Origin of the sequence: Methylobacterium sp. UNCCL125 (genome assembly GCF_900116795.1) — a bacterium.
Lineage (GTDB): Bacteria > Pseudomonadota > Alphaproteobacteria > Rhizobiales > Beijerinckiaceae > Methylobacterium > Methylobacterium fujisawaense.
Genome location: NZ_FPBW01000003.1, coordinates 209,612 through 230,478, shown reverse-complemented (window position 1 = coordinate 230,478; position 20,867 = coordinate 209,612). Strand labels below are relative to the sequence as shown.

Annotated in this window: 18 protein-coding genes; 13 read left to right on the top strand and 5 right to left on the bottom strand. The window is 68.1% G+C overall.

Annotated elements, in window-relative coordinates; genetic code table 11:
* Positions 1–70 precede the first annotated feature (70 nt).
* The 3 genes from BM396_RS02985 to BM396_RS02975 form a co-directional block, all read right to left on the bottom strand.
* Positions 71–928, bottom strand: coding sequence for an alpha/beta fold hydrolase (locus BM396_RS02985; protein ID WP_043383343.1), 858 nt, complete (start codon positions 926–928; stop codon positions 71–73).
* A 70-nt stretch (positions 929–998) separates the two neighbouring features.
* Complete coding sequence (locus BM396_RS02980) at positions 999–1,202, bottom strand: hypothetical protein (protein WP_043383381.1); 204 nt, start codon at positions 1,200–1,202, stop codon at positions 999–1,001.
* A 101-nt stretch (positions 1,203–1,303) separates the two neighbouring features.
* Positions 1,304–3,037, bottom strand: a complete 1,734-nt coding sequence (locus BM396_RS02975) for a patatin-like phospholipase family protein (protein WP_043383340.1) — start codon at positions 3,035–3,037, stop codon at positions 1,304–1,306.
* A 216-nt stretch (positions 3,038–3,253) separates the two neighbouring features.
* Here BM396_RS02975 and BM396_RS02970 point away from each other — a divergent pair, with 216 nt between their 5' ends.
* The 4 genes from BM396_RS02970 (at position 3,254) to mmsB (ending at position 8,801) form a co-directional block, all read left to right on the top strand.
* Complete coding sequence (locus BM396_RS02970; protein WP_043383338.1) at positions 3,254–4,003, top strand: SDR family oxidoreductase; 750 nt, start codon at positions 3,254–3,256, stop codon at positions 4,001–4,003.
* Positions 4,004–4,879: 876 nt separating this feature from the next.
* Positions 4,880–5,941 carry a multiple monosaccharide ABC transporter substrate-binding protein gene (chvE, locus tag BM396_RS02960; protein WP_043383379.1) on the top strand — a complete coding sequence of 354 codons (1,062 nt, stop codon included), beginning with the start codon at positions 4,880–4,882 and terminating at the stop codon, positions 5,939–5,941.
* Positions 5,942–6,042: 101 nt separating this feature from the next.
* Positions 6,043–7,578 carry a multiple monosaccharide ABC transporter ATP-binding protein gene (gene mmsA, locus BM396_RS02955; RefSeq protein WP_043383335.1) on the top strand — a complete coding sequence of 512 codons (1,536 nt, stop codon included), beginning with the start codon at positions 6,043–6,045 and terminating at the stop codon, positions 7,576–7,578.
* A 95-nt stretch (positions 7,579–7,673) separates the two neighbouring features.
* Positions 7,674–8,801, top strand: a complete 1,128-nt coding sequence (gene mmsB / locus BM396_RS02950; RefSeq protein ID WP_244538798.1) for a multiple monosaccharide ABC transporter permease — start codon at positions 7,674–7,676, stop codon at positions 8,799–8,801.
* 305 nt (positions 8,802–9,106) lie between these two features.
* On the opposite strand, the gene BM396_RS02945 is transcribed toward mmsB, so the two are convergent.
* Positions 9,107–10,078 (bottom strand): polyprenyl synthetase family protein, encoded by a 972-nt coding sequence (locus BM396_RS02945; RefSeq protein ID WP_043356504.1) that lies wholly within the window; start codon positions 10,076–10,078, stop codon positions 9,107–9,109.
* A 160-nt stretch (positions 10,079–10,238) separates the two neighbouring features.
* On the opposite strand from BM396_RS02945, the gene mtgA reads away from it, so the two are divergent.
* Both mtgA and BM396_RS02930 read left to right on the top strand, forming a co-directional pair.
* Complete coding sequence (gene mtgA / locus BM396_RS02940; RefSeq protein WP_043383331.1) at positions 10,239–10,883, top strand: monofunctional biosynthetic peptidoglycan transglycosylase; 645 nt, start codon at positions 10,239–10,241, stop codon at positions 10,881–10,883.
* Positions 10,884–11,874: 991 nt separating this feature from the next.
* The gene (locus BM396_RS02930; RefSeq protein ID WP_043356500.1) at positions 11,875–12,519 is read left to right on the top strand and encodes a hypothetical protein; all 645 of its coding nucleotides are present in this window, start codon (positions 11,875–11,877) and stop codon (positions 12,517–12,519) included.
* 32 nt (positions 12,520–12,551) lie between these two features.
* Here the strand turns inward: BM396_RS02930 and BM396_RS02925 are convergent, their stop codons facing one another.
* Positions 12,552–13,790, bottom strand: a complete 1,239-nt coding sequence (locus BM396_RS02925) for an argininosuccinate synthase (protein ID WP_043383329.1) — start codon at positions 13,788–13,790, stop codon at positions 12,552–12,554.
* Positions 13,791–13,991: 201 nt separating this feature from the next.
* On the opposite strand from BM396_RS02925, the gene BM396_RS02920 reads away from it, so the two are divergent.
* The 7 genes from BM396_RS02920 to BM396_RS02890 all read left to right on the top strand — a co-directional run bounded on the left by BM396_RS02920 (position 13,992) and on the right by BM396_RS02890 (position 20,865).
* Entirely contained in the window at positions 13,992–14,618 is a 627-nt protein-coding gene (locus BM396_RS02920) for a 2-hydroxychromene-2-carboxylate isomerase (protein WP_043383327.1), read from the top strand.
* Between the two features lie 107 nt (positions 14,619–14,725).
* Positions 14,726–15,415, top strand: coding sequence for a DsbA family protein (locus BM396_RS02915; RefSeq protein WP_043383325.1), 690 nt, complete (start codon positions 14,726–14,728; stop codon positions 15,413–15,415).
* Positions 15,416–15,632: 217 nt separating this feature from the next.
* Positions 15,633–16,205 carry a F0F1 ATP synthase subunit delta gene (locus BM396_RS02910; RefSeq protein ID WP_043356492.1) on the top strand — a complete coding sequence of 191 codons (573 nt, stop codon included), beginning with the start codon at positions 15,633–15,635 and terminating at the stop codon, positions 16,203–16,205.
* Between the two features lie 54 nt (positions 16,206–16,259).
* Positions 16,260–17,792, top strand: a complete 1,533-nt coding sequence (atpA, locus tag BM396_RS02905) for a F0F1 ATP synthase subunit alpha (protein WP_043383323.1) — start codon at positions 16,260–16,262, stop codon at positions 17,790–17,792.
* A 134-nt stretch (positions 17,793–17,926) separates the two neighbouring features.
* Positions 17,927–18,817, top strand: a complete 891-nt coding sequence (locus tag BM396_RS02900) for a F0F1 ATP synthase subunit gamma (RefSeq protein ID WP_043351709.1) — start codon at positions 17,927–17,929, stop codon at positions 18,815–18,817.
* 42 nt (positions 18,818–18,859) lie between these two features.
* Positions 18,860–20,314 (top strand): F0F1 ATP synthase subunit beta, encoded by a 1,455-nt coding sequence (gene atpD / locus BM396_RS02895; RefSeq protein WP_043383320.1) that lies wholly within the window; start codon positions 18,860–18,862, stop codon positions 20,312–20,314.
* 149 nt (positions 20,315–20,463) lie between these two features.
* A complete protein-coding gene (locus BM396_RS02890) occupies positions 20,464–20,865 on the top strand; it encodes a F0F1 ATP synthase subunit epsilon (protein ID WP_043383318.1) in 402 nt (133 codons plus the stop codon).
* Positions 20,866–20,867 lie beyond the last annotated feature (2 nt).

Below are 20,867 nucleotides of genomic sequence, written 5' to 3'. Positions count from 1 at the left end.
ATTTCGGCTCTCACCTCAGCCCGGGCGGCGGGCGAGAAGCCGTGTTCGCTCGGTGGTTCAGAACACGGGTTCAGCACAGGAAGGTGCGGAGGTCGGCGCTGACCGAAGCGGGTTCCTCATGCGCCAGCCAGTGGCTGGCCTGCGCGTACCATTGGATGCGCCCCGCGTCGCAGAGAGCGAGACTGGCTTCCGCCAAGCCGGATTGCAGCGCGGTGTCCCGTCGCCCCCAGAGGATCAACGCCGGGACGCGGACCCGGGGCGGCCGCGCCCGGGGAAGCCGCACCAGGGCCCGGTACCAGTTCAGCATGCCGGTCATCGCGTCCGGCTGCAGCCACGCCTCGACGTAGCGGTCGAGGTCGGCCTGCGCGAAGGCGCCGGGGCGGCTTGTGGTCGTCAGCGCGCGGCGCAGGGCCCGGCAGCGATCGGCCGTGAGCAGCCGTTCGGGCAGGTGCGGGATCTGGAACAGGCCGACATAGGTGCTGCGCAGCCATTGGCCCGGATGGTGCCGCATGTAGGTGCCGACCACGGCGGGATGCGGCGCGTTGAGGATCGCCAGCCGGTCGATCCGCTCGGGATGGCGGCTCGCCACCCACCACGCGACGAGGCCGCCCCAATCATGTCCGACCAGGCGGACCGTGGGAGCGCCATAGGCGTCAGCCAGGGCCAGAACGTCGCCTGCCAGACGATCCAGGTGATAGGCGGCGATCCCCGCGGGCTTGTCGCTGAGGCCGTAGCCGCGCTGGTCCGGCGCGATCACCCGCAGACCCGCCTCGGCGAGAGGCCCGATCTGATGGCGCCAGCCGAACCAGAATTCGGGAAAACCGTGCAGCAGGATGGTCGGCGGTCCTGTCTCGGGACCCGCCTCGGCCACGTTCAGGCCCACCTCCGGCAACTCGACCCGGCGCAACCTCACACCCGCGACGGTCATGTTCTCGTGCGCTCCGTCCTGCCCGCCTTGCCGGCGGCGGGAAACGCCTCCGCGTCCAGATCCGATCCGCTCAGAAGCCGAGCGCGCCGCAGGTTTCCGCCTCAGGCGAGAGCTGGTCGCGCAGGCGCTCCGGCGCAGTCCGGGTCCAGAGGCACAGGAGGACGAAGGCGGCCCCGTGCAGCAGGGCGTGCGGTGCGGAGCGATCGTCCGGAGCGGTCCGGTCCCGCTCGGAACCGGTCACGGTTTCGGTCATAGGCGTCGCAGTGTGGGGCATGGCTCTGATCTCCAAAGGACATCCTGCAGGAGACATCGTCACCGAATGCCCGGAGTTACAGGGCCGAGGGACCCGCGCGTGCGCCGCCGCACGCGGACATCTCAGCGCACCGGGTCCAGCCAGCGCGCGAGCCTCCCGGTCGCAAGGCCGGCGCGGGTTTCCCGGTAGCCGAGTTCCGCCGATTCGCGGAAGCGCGACCAGGCGCGCAGATCGATGCCGGAGAGCTGGGGCTTGAGCACGGCGGTCGCGTGCGCCGCCGCCATCAGGCTCTGGGCGTCGCTCGACACGGTGGCGGCGCGCAGCAGCAGCGGTGCCAGACCCGGCATCGCCAGCGGCGAGCCGATCAGCTTGCGTACGAGCCGGCCGCTCCAGCCGCGCTGCGGCATGTCCTGGAACGCCCGGTCGGTCCCGACATCGACGGCCAGAACCGGTCCGCGCTCCAGCCCGGCGGCGACATCCGCCGGCAGGTTGTTCATCATGCCGCCATCGACCAGGACGCCCTCGTCGCAGAGCACCGGCGGCAGGAGGCCGGGAATCGCGATGCTGGCCCGCAGGGCTTTCGGCAGGTCGCCCGAGCGATGCACCATGGTGCTGCCGGTGGTCAGGTTCGACGAGACGCAGAAGAACGGCAGCCAGAGATCCTCGATGCACACCCCCCCGTAACGCGCCGCGAGACCGGTATCGACCTTGGCGCCGCGGGTCAGGGCGTGCAGCGGCAGCGTGTAGTCGTTGATCGGATTGCTGGTGGCGAAGAACGCCTCGATCTGCGCCTGGATCTCCGCGACGTTCCAGCCCATGGCGAGGCTCGCCGCGATGATCGCGCCCATGCTGGTCCCGCCGACGAAATCCGGCGTGCAGGCGACCTCGTCGAGGGCCTTCAGCACCCCGAGATGGGCCAGCCCGCGCGCTCCGCCCCCGCCGAGGACGAGGCCCCGTGCGGCGCCGCTGGCGAGCCGGGCGAGGCGATGCAGATCGCCCCGATTGCCGTCTCGGAGCTGGATTCGCATCGCCGCAGGCAGGGCGGCGACCTCCGGATGCAGGGGCTTCGGGCGCCGGGCCGCCGGATCCTGGCGGACGACGAGATCCATCCGGATCCAATCGGAGCGGACCCGGTCGAGATAGGCTGCCGCGCCGGGCCGCGGCGGCGCGCCGGGCTCGGCCAGGAGCAGGACGTGGTCGCCGCGCCGCTGGCTCTGCCGGCACCAGGGGCAGTCGATGTCGTGCGCTGCGAAGATCGTGCGCGCATGGCCGTCCTCGAAGGCCTGGAACCAGGCCTCGTCAGCCCCCTCCGGCCAGTCGGTGAGACAGCCGGTTGCGCCGGGCAGCAGGGCGTCGAAGGCGCCGGCGAGTTGCCGCGCAACATGGGCCGGATCGGGCCCCTCCGTCACGGCCAGGATCGTGAAGATTCGCGGCGCATGGTGGACCGAATGGCCATCGTAGATCGCCCGCAGGCGGTCGGCGAGCATCCGGGCGAAGTAGAGGAGCGTATGCGGATGCTCGGCGATGACCGCCTCGAAGGCATCCCGAGTGAGCCGCAGGAGATGCGAATCGCGCAGGGCCACCACGGTGGCCGCCCGCGGAGCGTCCGACAGCAGGGCCATCTCGCCGAAGGTTTCGGGCGGGCGCAGGCGCGCGATCCGGGTCGGCCGACCGGCGTGGTCGCGGGTGGAGACGCCGACCACGCCGGAGACGAGCGTGTAGAGGGCGTTTCCGGTCTCGCCCTGCTCGAACAGGATCCGGCCACCCGGAACCGCAACCGGCACCATGCGGGCCCGAACGGCCGCGACCGCCGCCGCGTCGAGCCCGGCCAGGAACGGGATCTCGGGGGCGCTCACCCTGCCACCGCCGCGGCGATCGTCTGGCGCAGCCCTGGCGACACACTGAGCCCCATCGTTCCGTCCCCCTCCCCGTCCGGCGCGCGACGCGCCACCATAGAGCAGGCGTCCCGTCGCTACGCACCGTGACCGCGGCGCGCATCTGAAACGCTGATCTCTTCGCGCCGCGCCGGCCATCCGCTACAGGCGGAGCAACGCCGGAACCGGGAGGAACGCATGTCGACGGCTGAGCGAATCGCGATCGTGACCGGGGCTGGGACGGGGGTCGGCAAGGCTGCCGCCCTGGCCCTCGCCGGCGCCGGATGGCGCGTCGTGCTTTCGGGGCGGCGTCGGGAGCCCCTGGACGACGTCGCGGCGCAGATCGGCGACGGGGCTCTCGCGGTGTCCACCGACGTGACCGATCCCGACTCGATCGCCGCCCTGTTCGCCCGCACGCGGGCGGAATTCGGCCGCCTCGACCTGCTGTTCAACAATGCCGGCATCGGCGCCCCGGCGGTTCCGCTGGAGGATCTGCCGCTCGAGACTTGGCGGCAGGTGGTCGATACCAACCTCACCGCCCTGTTCCTGTGCACGCAGCATGCCTTTCGGATCATGCGCGATCAGAATCCCCGGGGCGGCCGGATCATCAACAACGGCTCGATCTCGGCGCACGCGCCCCGGCCGAATTCCATCGCCTACACGGCGACCAAGCACGCCGTGACGGGGCTGACCAAGGCGACTTCCCTCGATGGGCGCGCCTATGACATCGCCTGCGGACAGATCGACATCGGCAATGCCGATACGCCCATGGGCGGAAAGATGAAGGCCGGTGTCCCGCAGGCGGACGGCTCCCTGCGTGCCGAGGCGGTGATGGATCCCGACCATGTGGGTCAGGCGGTGCTCTCAATGGCGAGCCTGCCGCTGGAGGCGAACGTGCAGTTCATGACGATCATGGCCACCAAGATGCCGTTCGTCGGGCGCGGCTGAGCCGCCCCGGATTCGCGACGGTCGGCCGCCGTCGATGGGCGGCCCCCGGGGTCAGCCCGGTGTTGTCCAGGTACGCCTCCTGCGGTGCGTTTTGAGCGCTGTGCCCAGAACCGACCGGACATGGTCGCGCCGGTCGCCCCGCGGCCCCATGGTCGAGCCTCGTTCCAGGGGCGGATTGCGATCGCGGCCGCCGGAACTTCGCTGATCGCGCGAAGCACGCACAGCGCGTTGCGCATGAAGGCGAACCCTGAATCGATCCGGCGAGCCGGCCGGGCCGATCACGTCGTCGCAATCTTCTCCTGTCCGGTCGGGATGCCGCCCAGCACGGCGACAGCGAAGCGGTGACCCCGACAGGCGACCTCGTCGTGTCCGATGGTCGCCCGATCGCGGCCGAGAGGCGGCCGTCAGCGCCCTGACACTCGACCTGCCGCGCATGACTCTCGCGCCCGTCAAAGCCACGTATTTTTGACGCGCAAAGCCAGGCGGGCCGATTGACGGCCCAGTTCATAACTCATACAAATCAGTCACGAAAAACGGGTTGGATGCAGCCAATTCCATAGGAGAGGAGATCGCGCGTCTCGCGCGCTGACGTCGGCGGTTCCGGGAGGCGACGTTCCGAAGAGCCCGATGTCCAGTTAAAAAGTCTCAATGGGCCCGGAGAATAGATATTTGCAGCCGTTTCTCGCGCCACATGTCGGCTGTATCGCAGTGGATGGCCGGGTGCATCTGCGTTTGTACCAATAAAACGGTTCGTTGAGTTTGTATTTCGCGATCTCGGCAAAGCGAGATCGTCAATTTGATCGGATAAATATAACGATAAGAAGTGGGAAAATCATGATCGTCAAGCACTGGATTTCCGGGATCGCCAAGAAAAAATTGCGCTCCGGACCGTCAATCCTGAGTGCTGCGCTTCTGGGGGCGCTCGCCGTTACATCAACACAGGCCGCGGGCAGCGATCCCATCGGTGTCGCCATGCCGACGAAATCCTCCCAGCGCTGGATCGACGACGGCAATAACATCGTCCGATTGCTGAAGGCCAAAGGCTACAAACCCGACCTGCAATACGCGGACGACGACATCCCGACGCAGCTCGCCCAGATCGAGAATATGCTCACCAAGGGGGCAAAGATCTTGGTGGTCGCCTCCATCGACGGCACGACCCTGAGTGATGTCCTGGCCAAGGCCCATGAACGGGGCGTCACCGTCATCGCCTATGACCGGCTGATTAAGGGAACGCCGAACGTTGATTACTATGCGACTTTCGACAACTATAAGGTAGGCGTTCAGCAGGCCACGTCCATTGTCGACGCCCTCGGGCTGAAGGAGGGCAAGGGGCCCTTCAACATCGAGCTGTTCGGCGGTTCGCCCGACGACAATAACGCATACTTTTTCTACGACGGCGCCCTGTCGGTGCTGAAACCCTACCTGGATTCGAAGAAGCTCGTGGTCCGCTCGGGCCAGTTCGGCATGGACAAGGTCTCGATCCTGCGGTGGGATCCGGCGACTGCCCAGGCCCGGATGGATAACCTGCTCTCGGCCTATTACGGCACCGCGCATCTCGATGCCGTGCTGTCGCCCTATGACGGCATCTCCACGGCCATCCTCTCCTCGGTCAAGAGCGTGGGCTACGGGTCCGGCGGTGTGACGTTGCCGGTGGTCAGCGGCCAGGATGCCGAGCTGCAATCGGTCAAGTCGATCATCGCGGGCGAGCAGACGGCCACGATCTTCAAGGACACCCGGGATCTGGCGAAAGTGACGATGGCGATGATCGACGCCATCGAGGCTGGCCAGCAGCCCGAGGTCAACGACGTGAAGACCTACAACAACGGCAAGAAGATCGTCCCGTCCTACCTGCTGACGCCGGTGATCGTCACCAAGGCCAACTGGAAATCGGCCCTCGTCGATACGGGCTACTACACCCTCGACCAGCTCAAGTGATCGAAGCCTGGCCGGAGCCCGCCGGCTCCGGCGATTCCCATCCTCGCGCCGCACGAGCCGGCGCGGGGGCCGAAGGTGCAGTCCGAGCTGGTAGGCGTCGCATGCAGCCCGTCCTCGAAATGCGGGGAATCTCCAAGACCTTCCCCGGCGTGAAGGCCCTCGACGACGTCAACCTCACCGTCGAGCCCGCCGAGATCCTCGCCCTCGTCGGCGAGAACGGTGCCGGGAAATCGACGCTGATGAAGGTTCTGAGCGGCGTCTATCCCCACGGATCCTACGCGGGCTGCATCACCTATGAGGGCCGGCCCGGCCAGTTCCGGAACATCTCCGACAGCGAGCGCCTCGGAATCGTCATCATCCACCAGGAACTGGCCCTGGTCCCCTATCTGTCGATCGCCGAGAACATCTTCCTCGGCAACGAGCCGGCCCGCTTCGGGATCATCGACCGGGGCCGGGTTTCCGCTCGGGCGCGTGAGCTGATGGCGATGGTGGGCCTCGATGAGAGCCCCGACACCCTCGTCACCCATCTCGGTGTCGGCAAGCAGCAACTCGTGGAGATCGCCAAGGCGCTCTCCAAGGAGGTCAAGCTGCTGATCCTCGATGAGCCGACCGCGAGCCTCAGCGAGACGGACAGCGAAGCCCTGCTGCAGCTTCTGCTGCGCTTCAAGGCGCAGGGCATCGCCTCGATCCTGATCTCCCACAAGCTCAACGAGATCGCGAAGGTGGCCGACCGGATCACCGTCCTGCGCGACGGCACCACCGTCGAGACCCTCGACTGCCGCAGCGGCGCGGTCGATGAGGACCGCATCATCCGGGCCATGGTCGGTCGCACGCTGGAGAACCGCTATCCGGTGCGGACGCCGCGGATCGGCGACCTTCTGATGGAGGTCTGCGGCTGGACCGTTCACCACCCGCTTCACGGCGATCGCGCGGTGGTGCGCGACGTCAGCCTGACCCTGCGCAGGGGCGAAATCGTCGGGATCGCCGGCCTGATGGGCGCGGGCCGAACGGAACTCGCCATGAGCCTCTTCGGCCGCTCCTACGGTCAGGGCGTCCGCGGCACCGTCCGGATCGACGGCGCCGAAGTCGACGTCTCGACGATCGACCGGGCGATCGCTGCGGGCATCGCCTATGTGACCGAGGACCGCAAGCAGCTCGGGCTCGTGCTGGGCGAAGACATCGCCCGGAACACGACCTTGGCGAACCTTCCCGGAATCTCGACCGTGACGGTGATCGACGAGGAGGCCGAGCAGCGGGTCGCCGGCCGCTATCGCACCAAGATGCGCATCCGCTCCTTCGGGGTGACGCAGCAGACCGTCAATCTGTCCGGCGGCAACCAGCAGAAGGTCGTGCTGAGCAAGTGGCTGTTCACCCAGCCCAAGGTGCTGATCCTCGACGAACCGACCCGGGGCATCGATGTCGGCGCCAAGTACGAAATCTACAGCATCATCAACGAACTGGCCGACGACGGGCGCGGTGTCCTGATGATCTCTTCGGAGATGCCGGAGCTGCTCGGCCTCTGCGACCGCATCTACGTCATGAACGAGGGACGCTTCGTCGCCGAGTTCTCGCGCGCCGAGGCCAGCCAGGAAGCGATCATGCGCGCGATCATGCGCTCCAAGGGCCTGAACGGATGACCGACATCACGATGAGCAAGTCCATGCTTCCCGGCGGCGACGTTAACGGCGACACGGCCGCAAGCGAGCCGCGGGGCCGACGCGGCCGGCTGCCGATGACGCAGTTGCGGACCTACGGGCTGCTCTTCGCGCTGGCGGTGATCACGGTGTTCTTCGAAGTCGCCACCGGCGGCGTCCTGTTCCAGCCGCTGAACCTGACCAACCTCATCCTGCAGAACAGCTACGTCGTCGTGATGGCGCTCGGGATGCTGCTCGTCATCGTGGCCGGCCACATCGATCTGTCGATCGGATCCGTGGTCGGCTTCGTCGGCGCGCTCGCGGCGCTGCTGATGGTCCGCTTCGGTTTCGACCCGCTCTCCGCCTCCCTTCTGTGCCTCGCGGTCGGCGCGGTCATCGGCGGATTGCAGGGCTACTTCGTGGCCTATCTCGCCATACCGAGCTTCATCGTCACCCTGTCCGGAATGATGGTGTTCCGAGGCCTGACCCAGGTGCTGCTGCAGGGCGCCTCCATCGGCCCCTTTCCGGAGGTGTTCCAGCTGCTGGCCAAGGGATTCCTCTCCAACTTCGCCGGACCTGCGACGTCCCTGCTGATCGCGCTTGTCTTCGTCGCCTCGCTGGTCGGTTTGAACTGGCGGCGGCGGCAGGCGCAGGTGAGGACCGGAGAGGCGGCGCAGAGCTTGGCGAGCTTCATCGGCCGCAACGGTGTCACCGCCGTCCTCATCCTTGCCTTCGCGTGGCAGATGAGTGCCTATCGGGGCCTGCCCAACGTCCTGCTCGTCCTGCTGGCGCTGGTGATGCTCTACGGCTTCGTCACCACGCGGACGACGATCGGGCGCCGGATCTATGCGCTGGGCGGCAATATCAAGGCGGCCCGCCTCTCCGGCATCAAGACCGAGCGCCTCACCTTCCTGACCTTTGCCAATATGGGTGCGCTCGCCGGCCTCGCCGGCATGATCTTCGTCGCCCGGCTCAACACCGCGAACTCGAAGGCCGGCGTCGGCTTGGAGCTCGACGTGATCGCGGCTTGCTTCATCGGCGGCGCCTCCGCGGCCGGCGGCATCGGCAAGGTGTCGGGCGTGGTGATCGGCGCGTTCATCATCGGCATCATGAACAACGGCATGTCGATCCTGGGAATCGGCGTCGACTGGCAGCAGGTGATCAAGGGCGTCGTACTGCTCGCCGCCGTGTGCCTGGATGTCCACAACAAAAACAACCGGCTCTGAACAGCCGGTCCGCGCCGCGACAGACCGAGACCGGACCACGTCCGCGCAAGCGGCGATCGGCCCGCGCGGGTCCGCTTCCCCCGGATCCGAATGGAACGGTGCCGCTCTGTACCGGCGCGCTGCGGGCGCAAGGCCCGCAGCTCCACGGGTACCCACGTCCCGCAGGCCAGCGCCGCCCTGCGGCTCTCGCGGTGGCGCACCGGACCCACGAAGCCGCCGCGCCTGATCCGGGCGGCTTCACCCGTCCGGCCTTCCTCCGCCCCCCACCGGATCGACGCCGATAGGGGACGGCACTGCCGAGACGCTCAGGTCTTGCGCGCCACCGTGAAGCGGGCGGCGTCACGCAGGATGCGCGCGCCCTCGCCCCAGGACGAGACCGCGTCCTCGCAGACGCCGACGAGGCGGTCGCATTCGGCGCGCGCGCCGTCGATGCCGAGACGATCGACCAGCGTCGCCTTGCCGGCATCCTTGTCCTTGCCGGTGGCCTTGCCCATGGCCTCCGGCGAGGCCTCCCGGTCGAGGATGTCGTCGGCGATCTGGAAGGCCTGGCCCAGGGCGAGGCCGTAGCGCAGCAGGGCGGCCCGCTGGCTCTCGTCGGCTCCGCCGACGATTGCGCCGGCCTCGACCGAGAAGGCCAGGATCGCCCCGGTCTTCATCGCCTGCATCCGCAGGGTGTCGTCCACGTCCATGTTGGCAACGCCGAACCGGCCCTCGGCGGTGAGGTCGAGAAGCTGGCCGCCGACCATGCCGCCCAGGCCCGAGGCACGGGCAAGGCCGAGGACGAGGTCGGCGCGGATCCGCGCCTCCGGCTGCCAGGTCGGATCGGCCACGATCTCGAAGGCCAAAGTCTGCAGGGCGTCGCCGACCAGGATGGCGGTGGCTTCGTCATAGGCCTTGTGCACCGTCGGTTTACCGCGGCGCATGTCGTCATCGTCCATAGCCGGCAGATCGTCGTGGACGAGACTGTAGCAATGGATCAGCTCGACCCCCGCCCCGGCCGCGAGGGCCGCAGCTTCGGATCCGCCCAGCATCCGCGCCGTCTCGATGGCGAGGAACGGCCGCAGCCGCTTGCCGCCGCCGAGCACCGCGTGGCGCATGGCCTCCATCAGGCGGGACGGCCGTGCGATCTCGCCGGGGCCGACGTCCGGTCCGAGGCGCTCGACCAGGAAGGTCTCGACCTTCCCGGCGACCTCCGTCAACCTGTGGGTAAAATCGACGGCTGGCGTGCCTGCCTTGACCGAACCGGTCGGTGCCTGCGTTGAGGGGGTCGGGGTCATCGGGCGCTACGTCCGGTCCTGGCCTTAGAAACCAATCGAGCGTCAGTTGAGCGGGAACGAACTCACGGTGGATGGGGCGGGACGCAGGCGAGAGACGGCAGGTCGTGACCTTCCGCTCGCGCGCCCGCGGCGCTCCCGCCCGGTCCGCCGGATCGTCGGGATGCTGCTCCTGCTCCCCGCGATCGGATTCGTCCTCACGCTGACGTTGGCGCTCGTCTATAGCGCGGTGATGCCGCCGTCGACCCTGATGCTCGGGCGGTGGTTGACGCTTCAACCGGTGAGCCGCGATCCGGTCCCGCTCTCGGGCATCGCGCCCGTCCTACCGCTGGCGGTGATCGCCTCCGAGGATCAGCGCTTCTGCCTCGATCACGGCGTCGATTTCGGCGCGATCCGCGACGTGGTCGACGATGAGGATTCGCCGAGCCGCGGCGCCTCGACCATCGCCATGCAGACGGTCAAGAACGTCTTCCTGTGGCCGGGCCGGTCCTACATCCGCAAGGCGGTCGAGATCCCGCTGGCGCTGGCGCTCGACACGCTCTGGGGCAAGCGCCGGATGATGGAGATCTACCTCAACGTCGCCGAGTGGGGCGACGGTATCTACGGGGCGCAGGCGGCGAGCCGGCACTGGTTCGGCAAGGACGCGAGCCGGCTGACCCGGAACGAGGCCGCCCTCCTCGCCGCCGTCCTGCCCAATCCGATCACCCGCAGCGCCGGTCGCCCCTCTCCGGGCGTGCGCCGCCGCGCCGCGCGGATCCAGGCCATGATGGGTCAGATTGAAGGGCTCACCGGCTGCGTGCGGCGATAGCGGCCTGGTTCCGGTCAGGGGCGCGATCGTCGGCTGTTTCGGGGCCGCCGCTGACGGGATATGGATGCCTGGCCAACAGCGGGTGAGCTCCAGTCGTGCGGATCCGGCTGAGTCCAGAGCCCCGGACCGAGCGTTGCGGCATCGTCCGTGCCGTGCGCCCGGACAGCCGCGCCGTCCGCAATCGGCGCGAGGCCGCAATCCGGTCTTCAGCGGCGGCGGATCGAACCATAGGCGATCCCGCTTTCAATCCGGGCGCGCTGCGTGCCCGTCTGAAGTCCGAAGGGTTCGCGCCGGGCGCGTCGATCTGTGTATCGTACGCGCTGCAGGGCGTGCCGGCCCTCTGCAGCTCGGCGCGAGCGGGTCCATGATTGGCTGCCGCCTTGTCGGCGAAGGGCGCTGCCTCGCGCCGGGCCACGAATTGCGTGATCGCCGTCCGATTCTCAGCTCGGCGTGTGAATTTCCCCGCGTCGTGCTGCAATTCCCTCGGCGTGATGCTCAAGAGGAAGATCTGGTCTGCTGCAGAACTTGGTCAATGATTTGCAGCAGACGGTTCGTATTTTATGCTTATATGCAAATATTAGTATCGCAAATCTGCCAAAAAATCAAAACTGCTCGCGCCACTCCGCGAGTGGTTTCCCGAGATCTGTCATGGATTATTCCCCGGCGCGCGGCTCATACTAAAACAGATCTTTCCACTGGTGCCCCTCCGGCACAATAGCCCGCGAACGCCCGATCTCCACGATATCGGCCGGATGGACGTCGGCCGGAACTGTGCCCGCTTTCACGAGGCGAACGGCGTGGCTGCGATCGCTGGTGAAGACCGGTGAGCAGATCATACGCGGAGCCGCCTTCGCAGAGTTGGGAGAGCCGCTTGGTACATCCCTCGGCCGGGCCCGCTCACTCAAAGAGCATCGGGGTCCGCAGCGGTAGCAACGGCCGAATCCGGTCTGTAAGAGGAGCGTCACCACCTGAGGACGCGGACCCACACACGATGAGCGATGCCGTCTACGACCTGAGCCTGGAGCGCATCGCCCTGATCCGCCGGATGGTCGTTGCCTGGGATGGCGCCGAGCCCGGGGCGCCGACCGTTCACCCGGCGGCGCCCTATGGCAGCCTGGATCGCGACGGCGACATCGCCAACGTCACCGGGGACGACGAGGGCGCCGAGGAGGAGCACCGGTCGCTCGAGGACGGCCTCGCCGTCTTCGTTCAGAACGCGCAGCTGAAGCCGGGTCGATACCAGTACCACAATGGCTTGGCGAAGCTCGATCCGGGCGCGGTCGGCGACGTTTTCCGGGATGCGGCGACCGGCGAGACGCCGGACGTCATCACCTTCGCGGTGACTCCGGAGCACCTGGCCTTGATCCCCCGGCTCAATGTCGGCTGGAACGCGGCGCAGGGTGTTCCGCACGTCGACCCGCAGCGGCCCTACGGCGAAGACGCCTCCTACACCGCCGCCATGACACGCCATCTCGCCGCGGTGGCCGGGGCGGCCGCGAACGACGACGACGATTCGGAGGCGCGGCTGGTGCGCCTCCATCGCGAGCTGCAGCCGGCCCTGCAGATCTTCCTGCGCTACGCCGATCTCGGGCCCGGCGCCTTCCGGCGGTCGGCTGCCGGCTGGCAGCCCGCCTGACGCGCTGCGGCGTCGGCGGGCGCCGGCGAGCCTCAGCCCTCGCGCTTCTTGCGCTGTGCCAGGGTGCGCAGCCGGAGCGCGTTGAGCTTGATGAAGCCCGCCGCGTCGCGGTGATCGTAGGCGACGGCGCCTTCCTCGAAGGTCACGAGATCCTGGTCGTAGAGCGAGTGCGGGCTCTCGCGGCCGATCACGTGGACGCCGCCCTTGTAGAGCTTCAGCCGCACCGTACCGGTGACCTTCTCCTGGCTCTTGTCGATCAGCGCCTGGAGCATCTCGCGCTCCGGTGAGAACCAGAAGCCGTTGTAGATCAGCTCCGCGTATTGCGGCATGAGCTGGTCCTTCAGGTGCGCGGCGCCGCGATCGAGGGTGATCGATTCGATGGCGCGGTGCGCCGGCAGCAGGATCGTACCGCCCGGTGTCTCGTACATGCCGCGGCTCTTCATGCCGACGAAGCGGTTCTCGACGAGGTCGAGCCGGCCGATGCCGTTGGCGCGGCCGAGTTCGTTGAGCTTCGCCAGCAGGTTCGCGGGCGACAGCGCCTCCCCGTCGATCGAGACCGCGTCGCCGCGCTCGAAGCCGATCGTGACGACGGTCGGCTGGTCGGGGGCCTCCTCGGGGGAGAGGGAGCGCGAGTAGACGTAGTCCGGCACCTCGATCGCCGGATCCTCCAGCACCTTGCCCTCGGATGAGGCGTGCAGGAGGTTCGCGTCCACCGAGAAGGGGCTCTCGCCGCGCTTGTCCTTGGCAATCGGGATCTGGTGCTGCTCGGCGAAAGCGATGAGCTGCTCACGGGAGCGCAGGTCCCACTCGCGCCAGGGCGCGATCACCGTCACATCCGGCTTCAGGGCGTAATAGCCGAGTTCGAAGCGGACCTGATCGTTCCCCTTCCCGGTCGCTCCGTGGCAGACCGCGTCGGCCCCGACCCTCTCGGCGATCTCGATCTGCTTCTTGGCGATCAGCGGCCGGGCGATCGAAGTGCCGAGCAGGTAGACGCCCTCGTAGACGGCGTTCGCCCGGAACATCGGGAAGACGTAATCGCGGACGAACTCCTCGCGCAGATCCTCGATGAAGATGTTCTCGGGCTTGATGCCCAGCAGCTCCGCCTTGTGGCGGGCCGGCTCCAGCTCCTCCCCCTGGCCGAGATCGGCCGTGAAGGTCACGACCTCGCAGCCGTAGGTGGTCTGCAGCCACTTCAGGATGATCGATGTGTCGAGGCCGCCGGAATAGGCCAGCACGACCTTCTTCACGGGGCTCTTCGCGGGAACGGACATGCGACTTCCGGAACTGAGGCGGGGCGTCAGCGGCTTATCGCGGGTGTCACCGGCCTGCAACCGGCGCGCCGTCTCGCGCGTAGCTCTGATGGCGAGAGATCGGCCGCGTTTCGCCTCACGGTGGCCTTGCGGCCGTGCGAGAAATGGCGCGGGCGTTGCCAGTCGTCATCGCCGCAAGAGTGCATCGGAGAAGCGAAGTCTATGGCGCGCCAGCCAATTTTGGAGTTCTGGTACGAATTCGCCTCCACCTACTCCTACCTCGCCGCGATGCGCGTCGAGGCGGCGGCGTCCGAGGCGGGCGTGGCGATCCGGTGGCGCCCGTTCCTGGTCGGGCCGCTCTTCGCGGCGCAGGGCTGGACGACCTCGCCCTTCAATCTCTACCCGGCCAAGGGCAAGAACATGTGGCGGGACGTCGAGCGCGAAGCTGCACGGCTCGGCCTGCCGCCAGTGACGCGCCCCGCGCAGTTTCCGCAGAACAGCCTCAGTGCCGTGCGGGTGGCGATCCTGGGCCAGGACCAGGACTGGCTCGTGCCGTTCTCGAAGGCGGTGTTCACCGCGAGTTTCGCCGAGGGCCGCTCGATCGCGGAGCCCGCGGCCGTGGCCCAGATCGTCGATTCGCTCGGGCTCGACGGGACCCAGACCGTGCGCGCCGCCGCCGCGGAGGCCAACAAGACGAAGCTGCGGGTCAGCGTCGAGGAGGCGCGGTCCCGTGGGATCTACGGGGCGCCCACGTTCCTGGCCGATGATGGCGAGTTGTTCTGGGGCAATGACCGCCTGGAGCAGGCGCTGGCCTGGGCGACCGGCGACCGGCCGAAGGGGCTGCGGTAGCGCCACCGTCACGCCGATATGCCATCAAACCGACTCGCCTCCCTGGTTCTGGTCCCGCTCCGCTTCGGCGCGACCGGAGCGGGACCCCGATGCCCTGGACGTGTCCCATGCCTGTTTCCCGTCGCCTGATCCTCGCCGCCGCCGGCATCCTGCTGGGTTCGGGTTTCGGGCGGGCGGCTGCGCAATCCTATGGCCAGCGCGTCGCGGTCACGGGCGATGACGGCAAGGCGGTGGCGAACTCGATCCTGCCGGGCGAGATCACCGGGCAGATTCCGGCCTTGCGCGGGGTCACCTACGTGGGACCGCGGGACGCCGCGACCACGCTCTACGAATTCTTCGACTTCAACTGCCCGTATTGCCGGAAGGCCGCCGCCGACGTGGTCGCTCTGCACGCCGGCGACGCGGACCTGCGCATCGGGCTTGTCCACAACCCGATCCTGTCGCCGCAATCGGCTCAGGCCGCCAAGGTGATGCTGGCCGTGCAGCGCATGCTCGGCTCGGACGCCGCCTGGCGCTTCTATCAGACGCTGCTCGGCAAGCCCGGCCGCATCGACGGGCCCGGGGCGCTCGCCGCCGCGGCCGCGCTGGGGATCCCCCAGGCGGAGGTCGAGGCGATCGCCGACAGCGAGGAGGTGCGCGCGGCGCTCAAGAGCCAGATGCGCATGGCGGCGGATCTCGGCCTCTACGCAACGCCGTCCTACGTGCTCGGCAACAACGGCATCCTGGGCCATCCGGGCGCGCGCGCCATGGCGCAGATGATCGCCAGCGTCCGGCGCTGCGACCGGCTCGCCTGCTGAGGCAGCTCCGGCGTCACACTTCCGCCGTCGTCACGCGCTGCGCGGTGCGCCTGCCGTGTTGCGTGCGGCCATGCTGGCATGCTAGGCGGTCGCCGCGCCGCGAGGACAGGTCTTGACCCTGTCCGTTGCCGGCACGATCCCACGTCCCGAACGGTCACGCACCGCGCTCCTGCCGGAGCGCGCGGAGCGGGCGGGCAACCAGAGAAGAGAGCGACGGGTGGCGCAGAACGGTTCCGAGGCTGGTCCCCTGGTCGCAGGCGTGGCGGGCCGGTACGCTTCCGCCCTGTTCGAGCTCGCGCGCGACGAGCGCCAGGTCGACGCGGTCGCCCAATCCCTCAATCAATTCGACACGCTGCTGAAGGAGAGCGCGGATCTCCGCCGCCTCATCCGCAGCCCGGTCTTCAGCGCCGAGGAGCAGGCAGCCGCCATCGGCGCCGTGCTCGAAAAGGCGGAAATCGGCGGTCTCGCCGGCAACTTCATCCGCCTCGCGGCCGCGAACCGGCGGCTCTTCGCCCTCCCGGACATGATCAGCGCCTTCCGGAGCCTGGTTCAGGATTCGAAGGGGATCGTCCGCGCCCAGGTGCGGGTGGCCGAGAAGCCCTCCGACGCGGTGATCGAGGAGATCAAGGCGTCGCTGCGCGACATCGCGAAGGCCGAGGTCGACGTCGATCTCGTGGTCGATCCCAGCCTGATCGGCGGCCTCGTCGTGAAGATGGGCTCGCGCATGGTCGACGCCTCCCTCAAGACCAAGCTCAACGGTATCCGCCTCGCGATGCGGGCCGCGCGCTAAGCGCCCCCATCCGATCCGAACACGCATAGACGCATCAGCGACAGAGGCCCGAGTATGGACATCCGCGCCGCCGAGATCTCCGCGATCCTGAAAGAGCAGATCAAGAACTTCGGCGAGGAAGCCGAGGTCTCCGAGGTCGGGCAGGTCCTGTCCGTCGGCGACGGCATCGCCCGCGCCTACGGCCTCGACAACGTCCAGGCCGGCGAGATGGTCGAGTTCGAGTCGGGCGTGCGCGGCATGGCCCTGAACCTCGAGCAGGACAACGTCGGCATCGTGATCTTCGGCTCCGACCGCGAGATCAAGGAAGGCCAGACCGTCAAGCGGACCGGCGCCATCGTGGACGTGCCGGTGGGCAAGGGCCTGCTCGGCCGCGTCGTCGACGCCCTCGGTAACCCGATCGACGGCAAGGGCCCGATCGTCTCCACCGAGCGTCGCCGCGTCGACGTGAAGGCCCCGGGCATCATCCCGCGCAAGTCGGTGCACGAGCCGATGGCCACGGGCCTGAAGGCGATCGACGCCCTGATCCCGGTGGGCCGCGGCCAGCGCGAGCTGATCATCGGCGACCGCCAGACCGGCAAGACCGCCATCGCCCTGGACACGATCCTGAACCAGAAGCCCGGCCATGCCGCCGGCGGCGACGAGAAGGCCAAGCTCTTCTGCATTTACGTCGCCATCGGCCAGAAGCGCTCGACGGTGGCCCAGTTCGTGAAGGTGCTGGAGGACCAGGGTGCCCTGGAATACTCCATCGTCATCGCGGCCACGGCGTCCGACGCGGCCCCGATGCAGTTCATCGCGCCGTTCGCCGGCTGCGCCATGGGCGAGTACTTCCGCGACAACGGCATGCACGCCGTGATCGTGTATGACGATCTCTCCAAGCAGGCCGTGGCCTACCGCCAGATGTCGCTGCTGCTCCGCCGCCCGCCGGGCCGCGAGGCCTATCCGGGCGACGTGTTCTACCTCCACAGCCGCCTGCTGGAGCGCGCCGCCAAGATGGGCGACGCCGCCGGCAACGGCTCGCTGACCGCGCTGCCGGTCATCGAGACCCAGGCCAACGACGTGTCGGCCTACATCCCGACCAACGTGATCTCGATCACCGACGGCCAGATCTTCCTCGAGACCGACCTGTTCTACCAGGGCATCCGCCCGGCGGTGAACGTGGGCCTCTCGGTGTCGCGGGTGGGCTCCTCGGCTCAGACCAAGGCGATGAAGAAGGTCGCCGGCAAGATCAAGGGCGAGCTCGCGCAGTACCGCGAGATGGCCGCCTTCGCGCAGTTCGGCTCCGATCTCGACGCCTCCACCCAGGCGCTCCTGAACCGCGGCTCGCGGCTCACCGAGCTCCTGAAGCAGCCGCAGTTCTCGCCGCTGAAGATGGAAGAGCAGGTCGCGGTGATCTACGCCGGCGTGAACGGCTATCTGGACAAGATGCCGGTCAGCAAGGTCCGCCCGTTCGAGGACGCGCTGCTCAGCACGCTCCGCTCGAAGCACAAGGACCTGCTCGACTCCATCGCCGCCTCCAAGGACCTGTCGGACGAGAACGCCGGCAAGCTGAAGAGCGTCGTCGAGAGCGTCGCCAAGTCGATCGGCTGATGTGAGGCCCCTCCCCGCGGGGAGGGATCTTGGGTGGTGCAGGGGGATTGCGATCCGCGCTGCACCGCCCGAACTTCCGGCTCCTTCCCGCCGAGGGAAGGAGAGGCCCATAGAACGGACCTGGACCTCACCCGATGGCGAGTTTGAAGGACCTGCGCAACCGCATCACCTCGGTGAAGGCGACGCAGAAGATCACCAAGGCCATGCAGATGGTCGCCGCCGCCAAGCTGCGCCGTGCGCAGATGGCCGCCGAGGCGGGCCGTCCCTATGCCGAGAAGATGTCGGCCGTGCTCGGCAATCTCGCGGGTAACCTCGTCGGCGGCGTCGGCGCCCCGCGGCTCCTGTCCGGGACCGGCTCCGAGCAGACGCACCTGCTCGTCGTGTGCACGGGCGACCGCGGCCTCGCCGGCGCCTTCAACTCGTCGATCGTCCGCCTCGCGGTGCGCGAATACGCGCAGAAGCTCGCCGCCGAGGGCAAGACCGTCAAGATCATGACGGTCGGCAAGAAGGGCCTCGACGCGCTGCGGCGGCAGTACCGCGACCAGATCGTCGAGAGCATGGACATCCGTGGCAACCGCCCGGTGGATTACGAGTTCGCGGCCGGGATCGCCGACAAGATCCTGACCCGCTTCGAGAACGGCGAGTTCGACGTCGCGACCCTGTTCTACTCCGAGTTCCGCTCGGTCATCTCGCAGATCCCGACCGCGCAGCGCTTGATCCCCGCGGAGCTGCCCGCGGTCGACACGACCGCGAAGGCTGCGGCCGGCAACGCCGCGCTGGAGTTCGAGCCCTCCGAGGAGGCGATCCTCGAGACGCTGCTGCCGAAGAACCTGACGGTGCAGATCTACCGGGCGCTCCTGGAGAACGCCGCCTCCGAGCAGGGCGCGCGCATGAGCGCCATGGATTCGGCCACCCGCAACGCGGGCGAGATGATCAAGAAGCAGACGCTGATCTACAACCGGACGCGTCAGGCCATGATCACCAAGGAACTCATCGAGATCATCTCGGGTGCGGAAGCCCTCTGAGGCTCCGCCGCCTGAACGCACAGCTTGAAGGGTAGGTTAACGATGGCGAACACCGCACTCCCCGGCGCCGGCTCCAACAAGGTCGGCAAGATCACCCAGGTTATCGGCCCCGTGGTCGACGTGCAGTTCGAGGGCCACCTGCCCGAGATCCTGAACGCCCTCGAGACCAAGAACAACGGCGCCCGCCTCGTCCTCGAGGTCGCCCAGCAGCTCGGCGAGCACACTGTCCGCTGCATCGCTATGGACACGTCCGAGGGCCTGACCCGCGGCCAGGAATGCACGGACACCGGCGAGCCGATCAAGGTTCCGGTGGGCATGAACACGCTCGGCCGCATCATGAACGTCATCGGCGAGCCGATCGACGAGGCCGGTCCGGTCCAGGCCGACACCTACCGCGCCATCCACCAGCCGGCCCCCTCCTATGCCGAGCAGTCGACCGAGGCGCAGATCCTCGTCACCGGCATCAAGGTGGTGGACCTGCTCGCCCCCTACGCGAAGGGCGGCAAGATCGGCCTGTTCGGCGGCGCCGGCGTCGGCAAGACCGTGCTGATCATGGAGCTGATCAACAACATCGCCAAGGTGCACTCGGGCTACTCGGTGTTCGCCGGCGTGGGTGAGCGCACCCGCGAGGGCAACGATCTCTATCACGAGATGATCGAGTCCAAGGTGAACGTGGACCCGAAGGAGCATGGCTCCGCCGAGGGCTCCAAATGCGCCCTGGTCTATGGCCAGATGAACGAGTCGCCCGGCGCCCGGTCGCGCGTCGCCCTGACCGGCCTGACCATCGCCGAGCAGTTCCGCGACGACGGCCAGGACGTGCTGTTCTTCGTCGACAACATCTTCCGCTTCACGCAGGCGGGCTCCGAGGTGTCGGCGCTTCTCGGCCGCATCCCGTCGGCGGTGGGCTACCAGCCGACGCTGGCCACCGACATGGGCGCCCTGCAGGAGCGCATCACCACCACGACCAAGGGCTCGATCACCTCGGTGCAGGCCATCTACGTGCCGGCCGACGATCTGACCGACCCGGCGCCCGCCGCCTCGTTCGCCCACCTCGACGCCACGACCGTGCTGTCGCGCTCGATCGCCGAGAAGGGCATCTATCCGGCGGTGGATCCGCTGGACTCGACCTCGCGCATGCTGTCGCCGACCATCCTCGGTGAGGAGCACTATGACGTCGCCCGCCGGGTGCAGCAGACCCTGCAGCGCTACAAGGCCCTCCAGGACATCATCGCGATCCTAGGCATGGACGAGCTGTCCGAAGAGGACAAGCTGACCGTGGCCCGCGCCCGCAAGATCGAGCGCTTCTTCTCGCAGCCCTTCTCGGTGGCCGAGGTGTTCACCGGCTCGCCGGGCAAGCAGGTCGCCCTCGAGGACACCATCAAGGGCTTCAAGGGCTTGGTGAACGGCGACTACGACGACCTCCCGGAGGCGGCCTTCTACATGGTCGGCACCATCGAGGAGGCCCAGGAGAAGGCCAAGAAGATGAAGGCCGCGTAAGACGACGCCCTCCCCTCCCCCTCGCGGGGAGGGATCGGGGGTGGGGATGGTGCAGGCGAAGCTGCCGCGCTCCATCCTGAACCTCCCCCACCTCCAACTCTTCCCCGCACGGGGAGGAGAGCTTGTTGCGGATCCGGGATCGTCCTGAGATGGCCACCTTCCACTTCGATTTCGTCGGCCCCGAGCGGACGCTGTATTCCGGCGAGGTGAGCGCCGTGCAGTTGCCCGGCGTCGAGGGCGAGATGACGGTGCTGCCGGGCCACGCGCCCGTGCTGACCTCCCTGCGGGTCGGCGTCATCGTGGTCACCGAGAGCCAGGGCAGCGGCAAGCGGATCTACGTTCGCGGCGGCTTCGCCGATATCGGCCCGACGGCCGTGACCGTGCTCGCCGAGCGTGCTGCGCCGATCGAGGAGCTGACGCACGAATCCCTCGACCGCGACATCGAGGCCATCGAGATGCAGCGTGACGCCACCGAGGACCTGCAGAAGCGCGAGGAGCTGAACGGCCAGATCGTCCAGCTCCAGGAGACCAAGGCGCTCCTGAAGCTCTGAGC

Bases quoted from the DNA above. Each gene is read 5' to 3' on its own strand.
- mtgA (WP_043383331.1), top strand. From the start codon at position 10,239: ATGCTGCTCCTGCTCCCCGCGATCGGATTCGTCCTCACGCTGACGTTG.
- BM396_RS02925 (WP_043383329.1), bottom strand. From the start codon at position 13,790: ATGTCCGTTCCCGCGAAGAGCCCCGTGAAGAAGGTCGTGCTGGCCTAT.
- atpD (WP_043383320.1), top strand. From the start codon at position 18,860: ATGGCGAACACCGCACTCCCCGGCGCCGGCTCCAACAAGGTCGGCAAG.
- atpA (WP_043383323.1), top strand. From the start codon at position 16,260: ATGGACATCCGCGCCGCCGAGATCTCCGCGATCCTGAAAGAGCAGATC.
- BM396_RS02945 (WP_043356504.1), bottom strand. From the start codon at position 10,078: ATGACCCCGACCCCCTCAACGCAGGCACCGACCGGTTCGGTCAAGGCA.
- BM396_RS02915 (WP_043383325.1), top strand. From the start codon at position 14,726: ATGCCTGTTTCCCGTCGCCTGATCCTCGCCGCCGCCGGCATCCTGCTG.
- BM396_RS02900 (WP_043351709.1), top strand. From the start codon at position 17,927: ATGGCGAGTTTGAAGGACCTGCGCAACCGCATCACCTCGGTGAAGGCG.
- BM396_RS02980 (WP_043383381.1), bottom strand. From the start codon at position 1,202: ATGCCCCACACTGCGACGCCTATGACCGAAACCGTGACCGGTTCCGAG.
- BM396_RS02985 (WP_043383343.1), bottom strand. From the start codon at position 928: ATGACCGTCGCGGGTGTGAGGTTGCGCCGGGTCGAGTTGCCGGAGGTG.
- BM396_RS02930 (WP_043356500.1), top strand. From the start codon at position 11,875: ATGAGCGATGCCGTCTACGACCTGAGCCTGGAGCGCATCGCCCTGATC.
- BM396_RS02920 (WP_043383327.1), top strand. From the start codon at position 13,992: ATGGCGCGCCAGCCAATTTTGGAGTTCTGGTACGAATTCGCCTCCACC.
- mmsA (WP_043383335.1), top strand. From the start codon at position 6,043: ATGCAGCCCGTCCTCGAAATGCGGGGAATCTCCAAGACCTTCCCCGGC.
- BM396_RS02890 (WP_043383318.1), top strand. From the start codon at position 20,464: ATGGCCACCTTCCACTTCGATTTCGTCGGCCCCGAGCGGACGCTGTAT.
- BM396_RS02970 (WP_043383338.1), top strand. From the start codon at position 3,254: ATGTCGACGGCTGAGCGAATCGCGATCGTGACCGGGGCTGGGACGGGG.
- mmsB (WP_244538798.1), top strand. From the start codon at position 7,674: ATGACGCAGTTGCGGACCTACGGGCTGCTCTTCGCGCTGGCGGTGATC.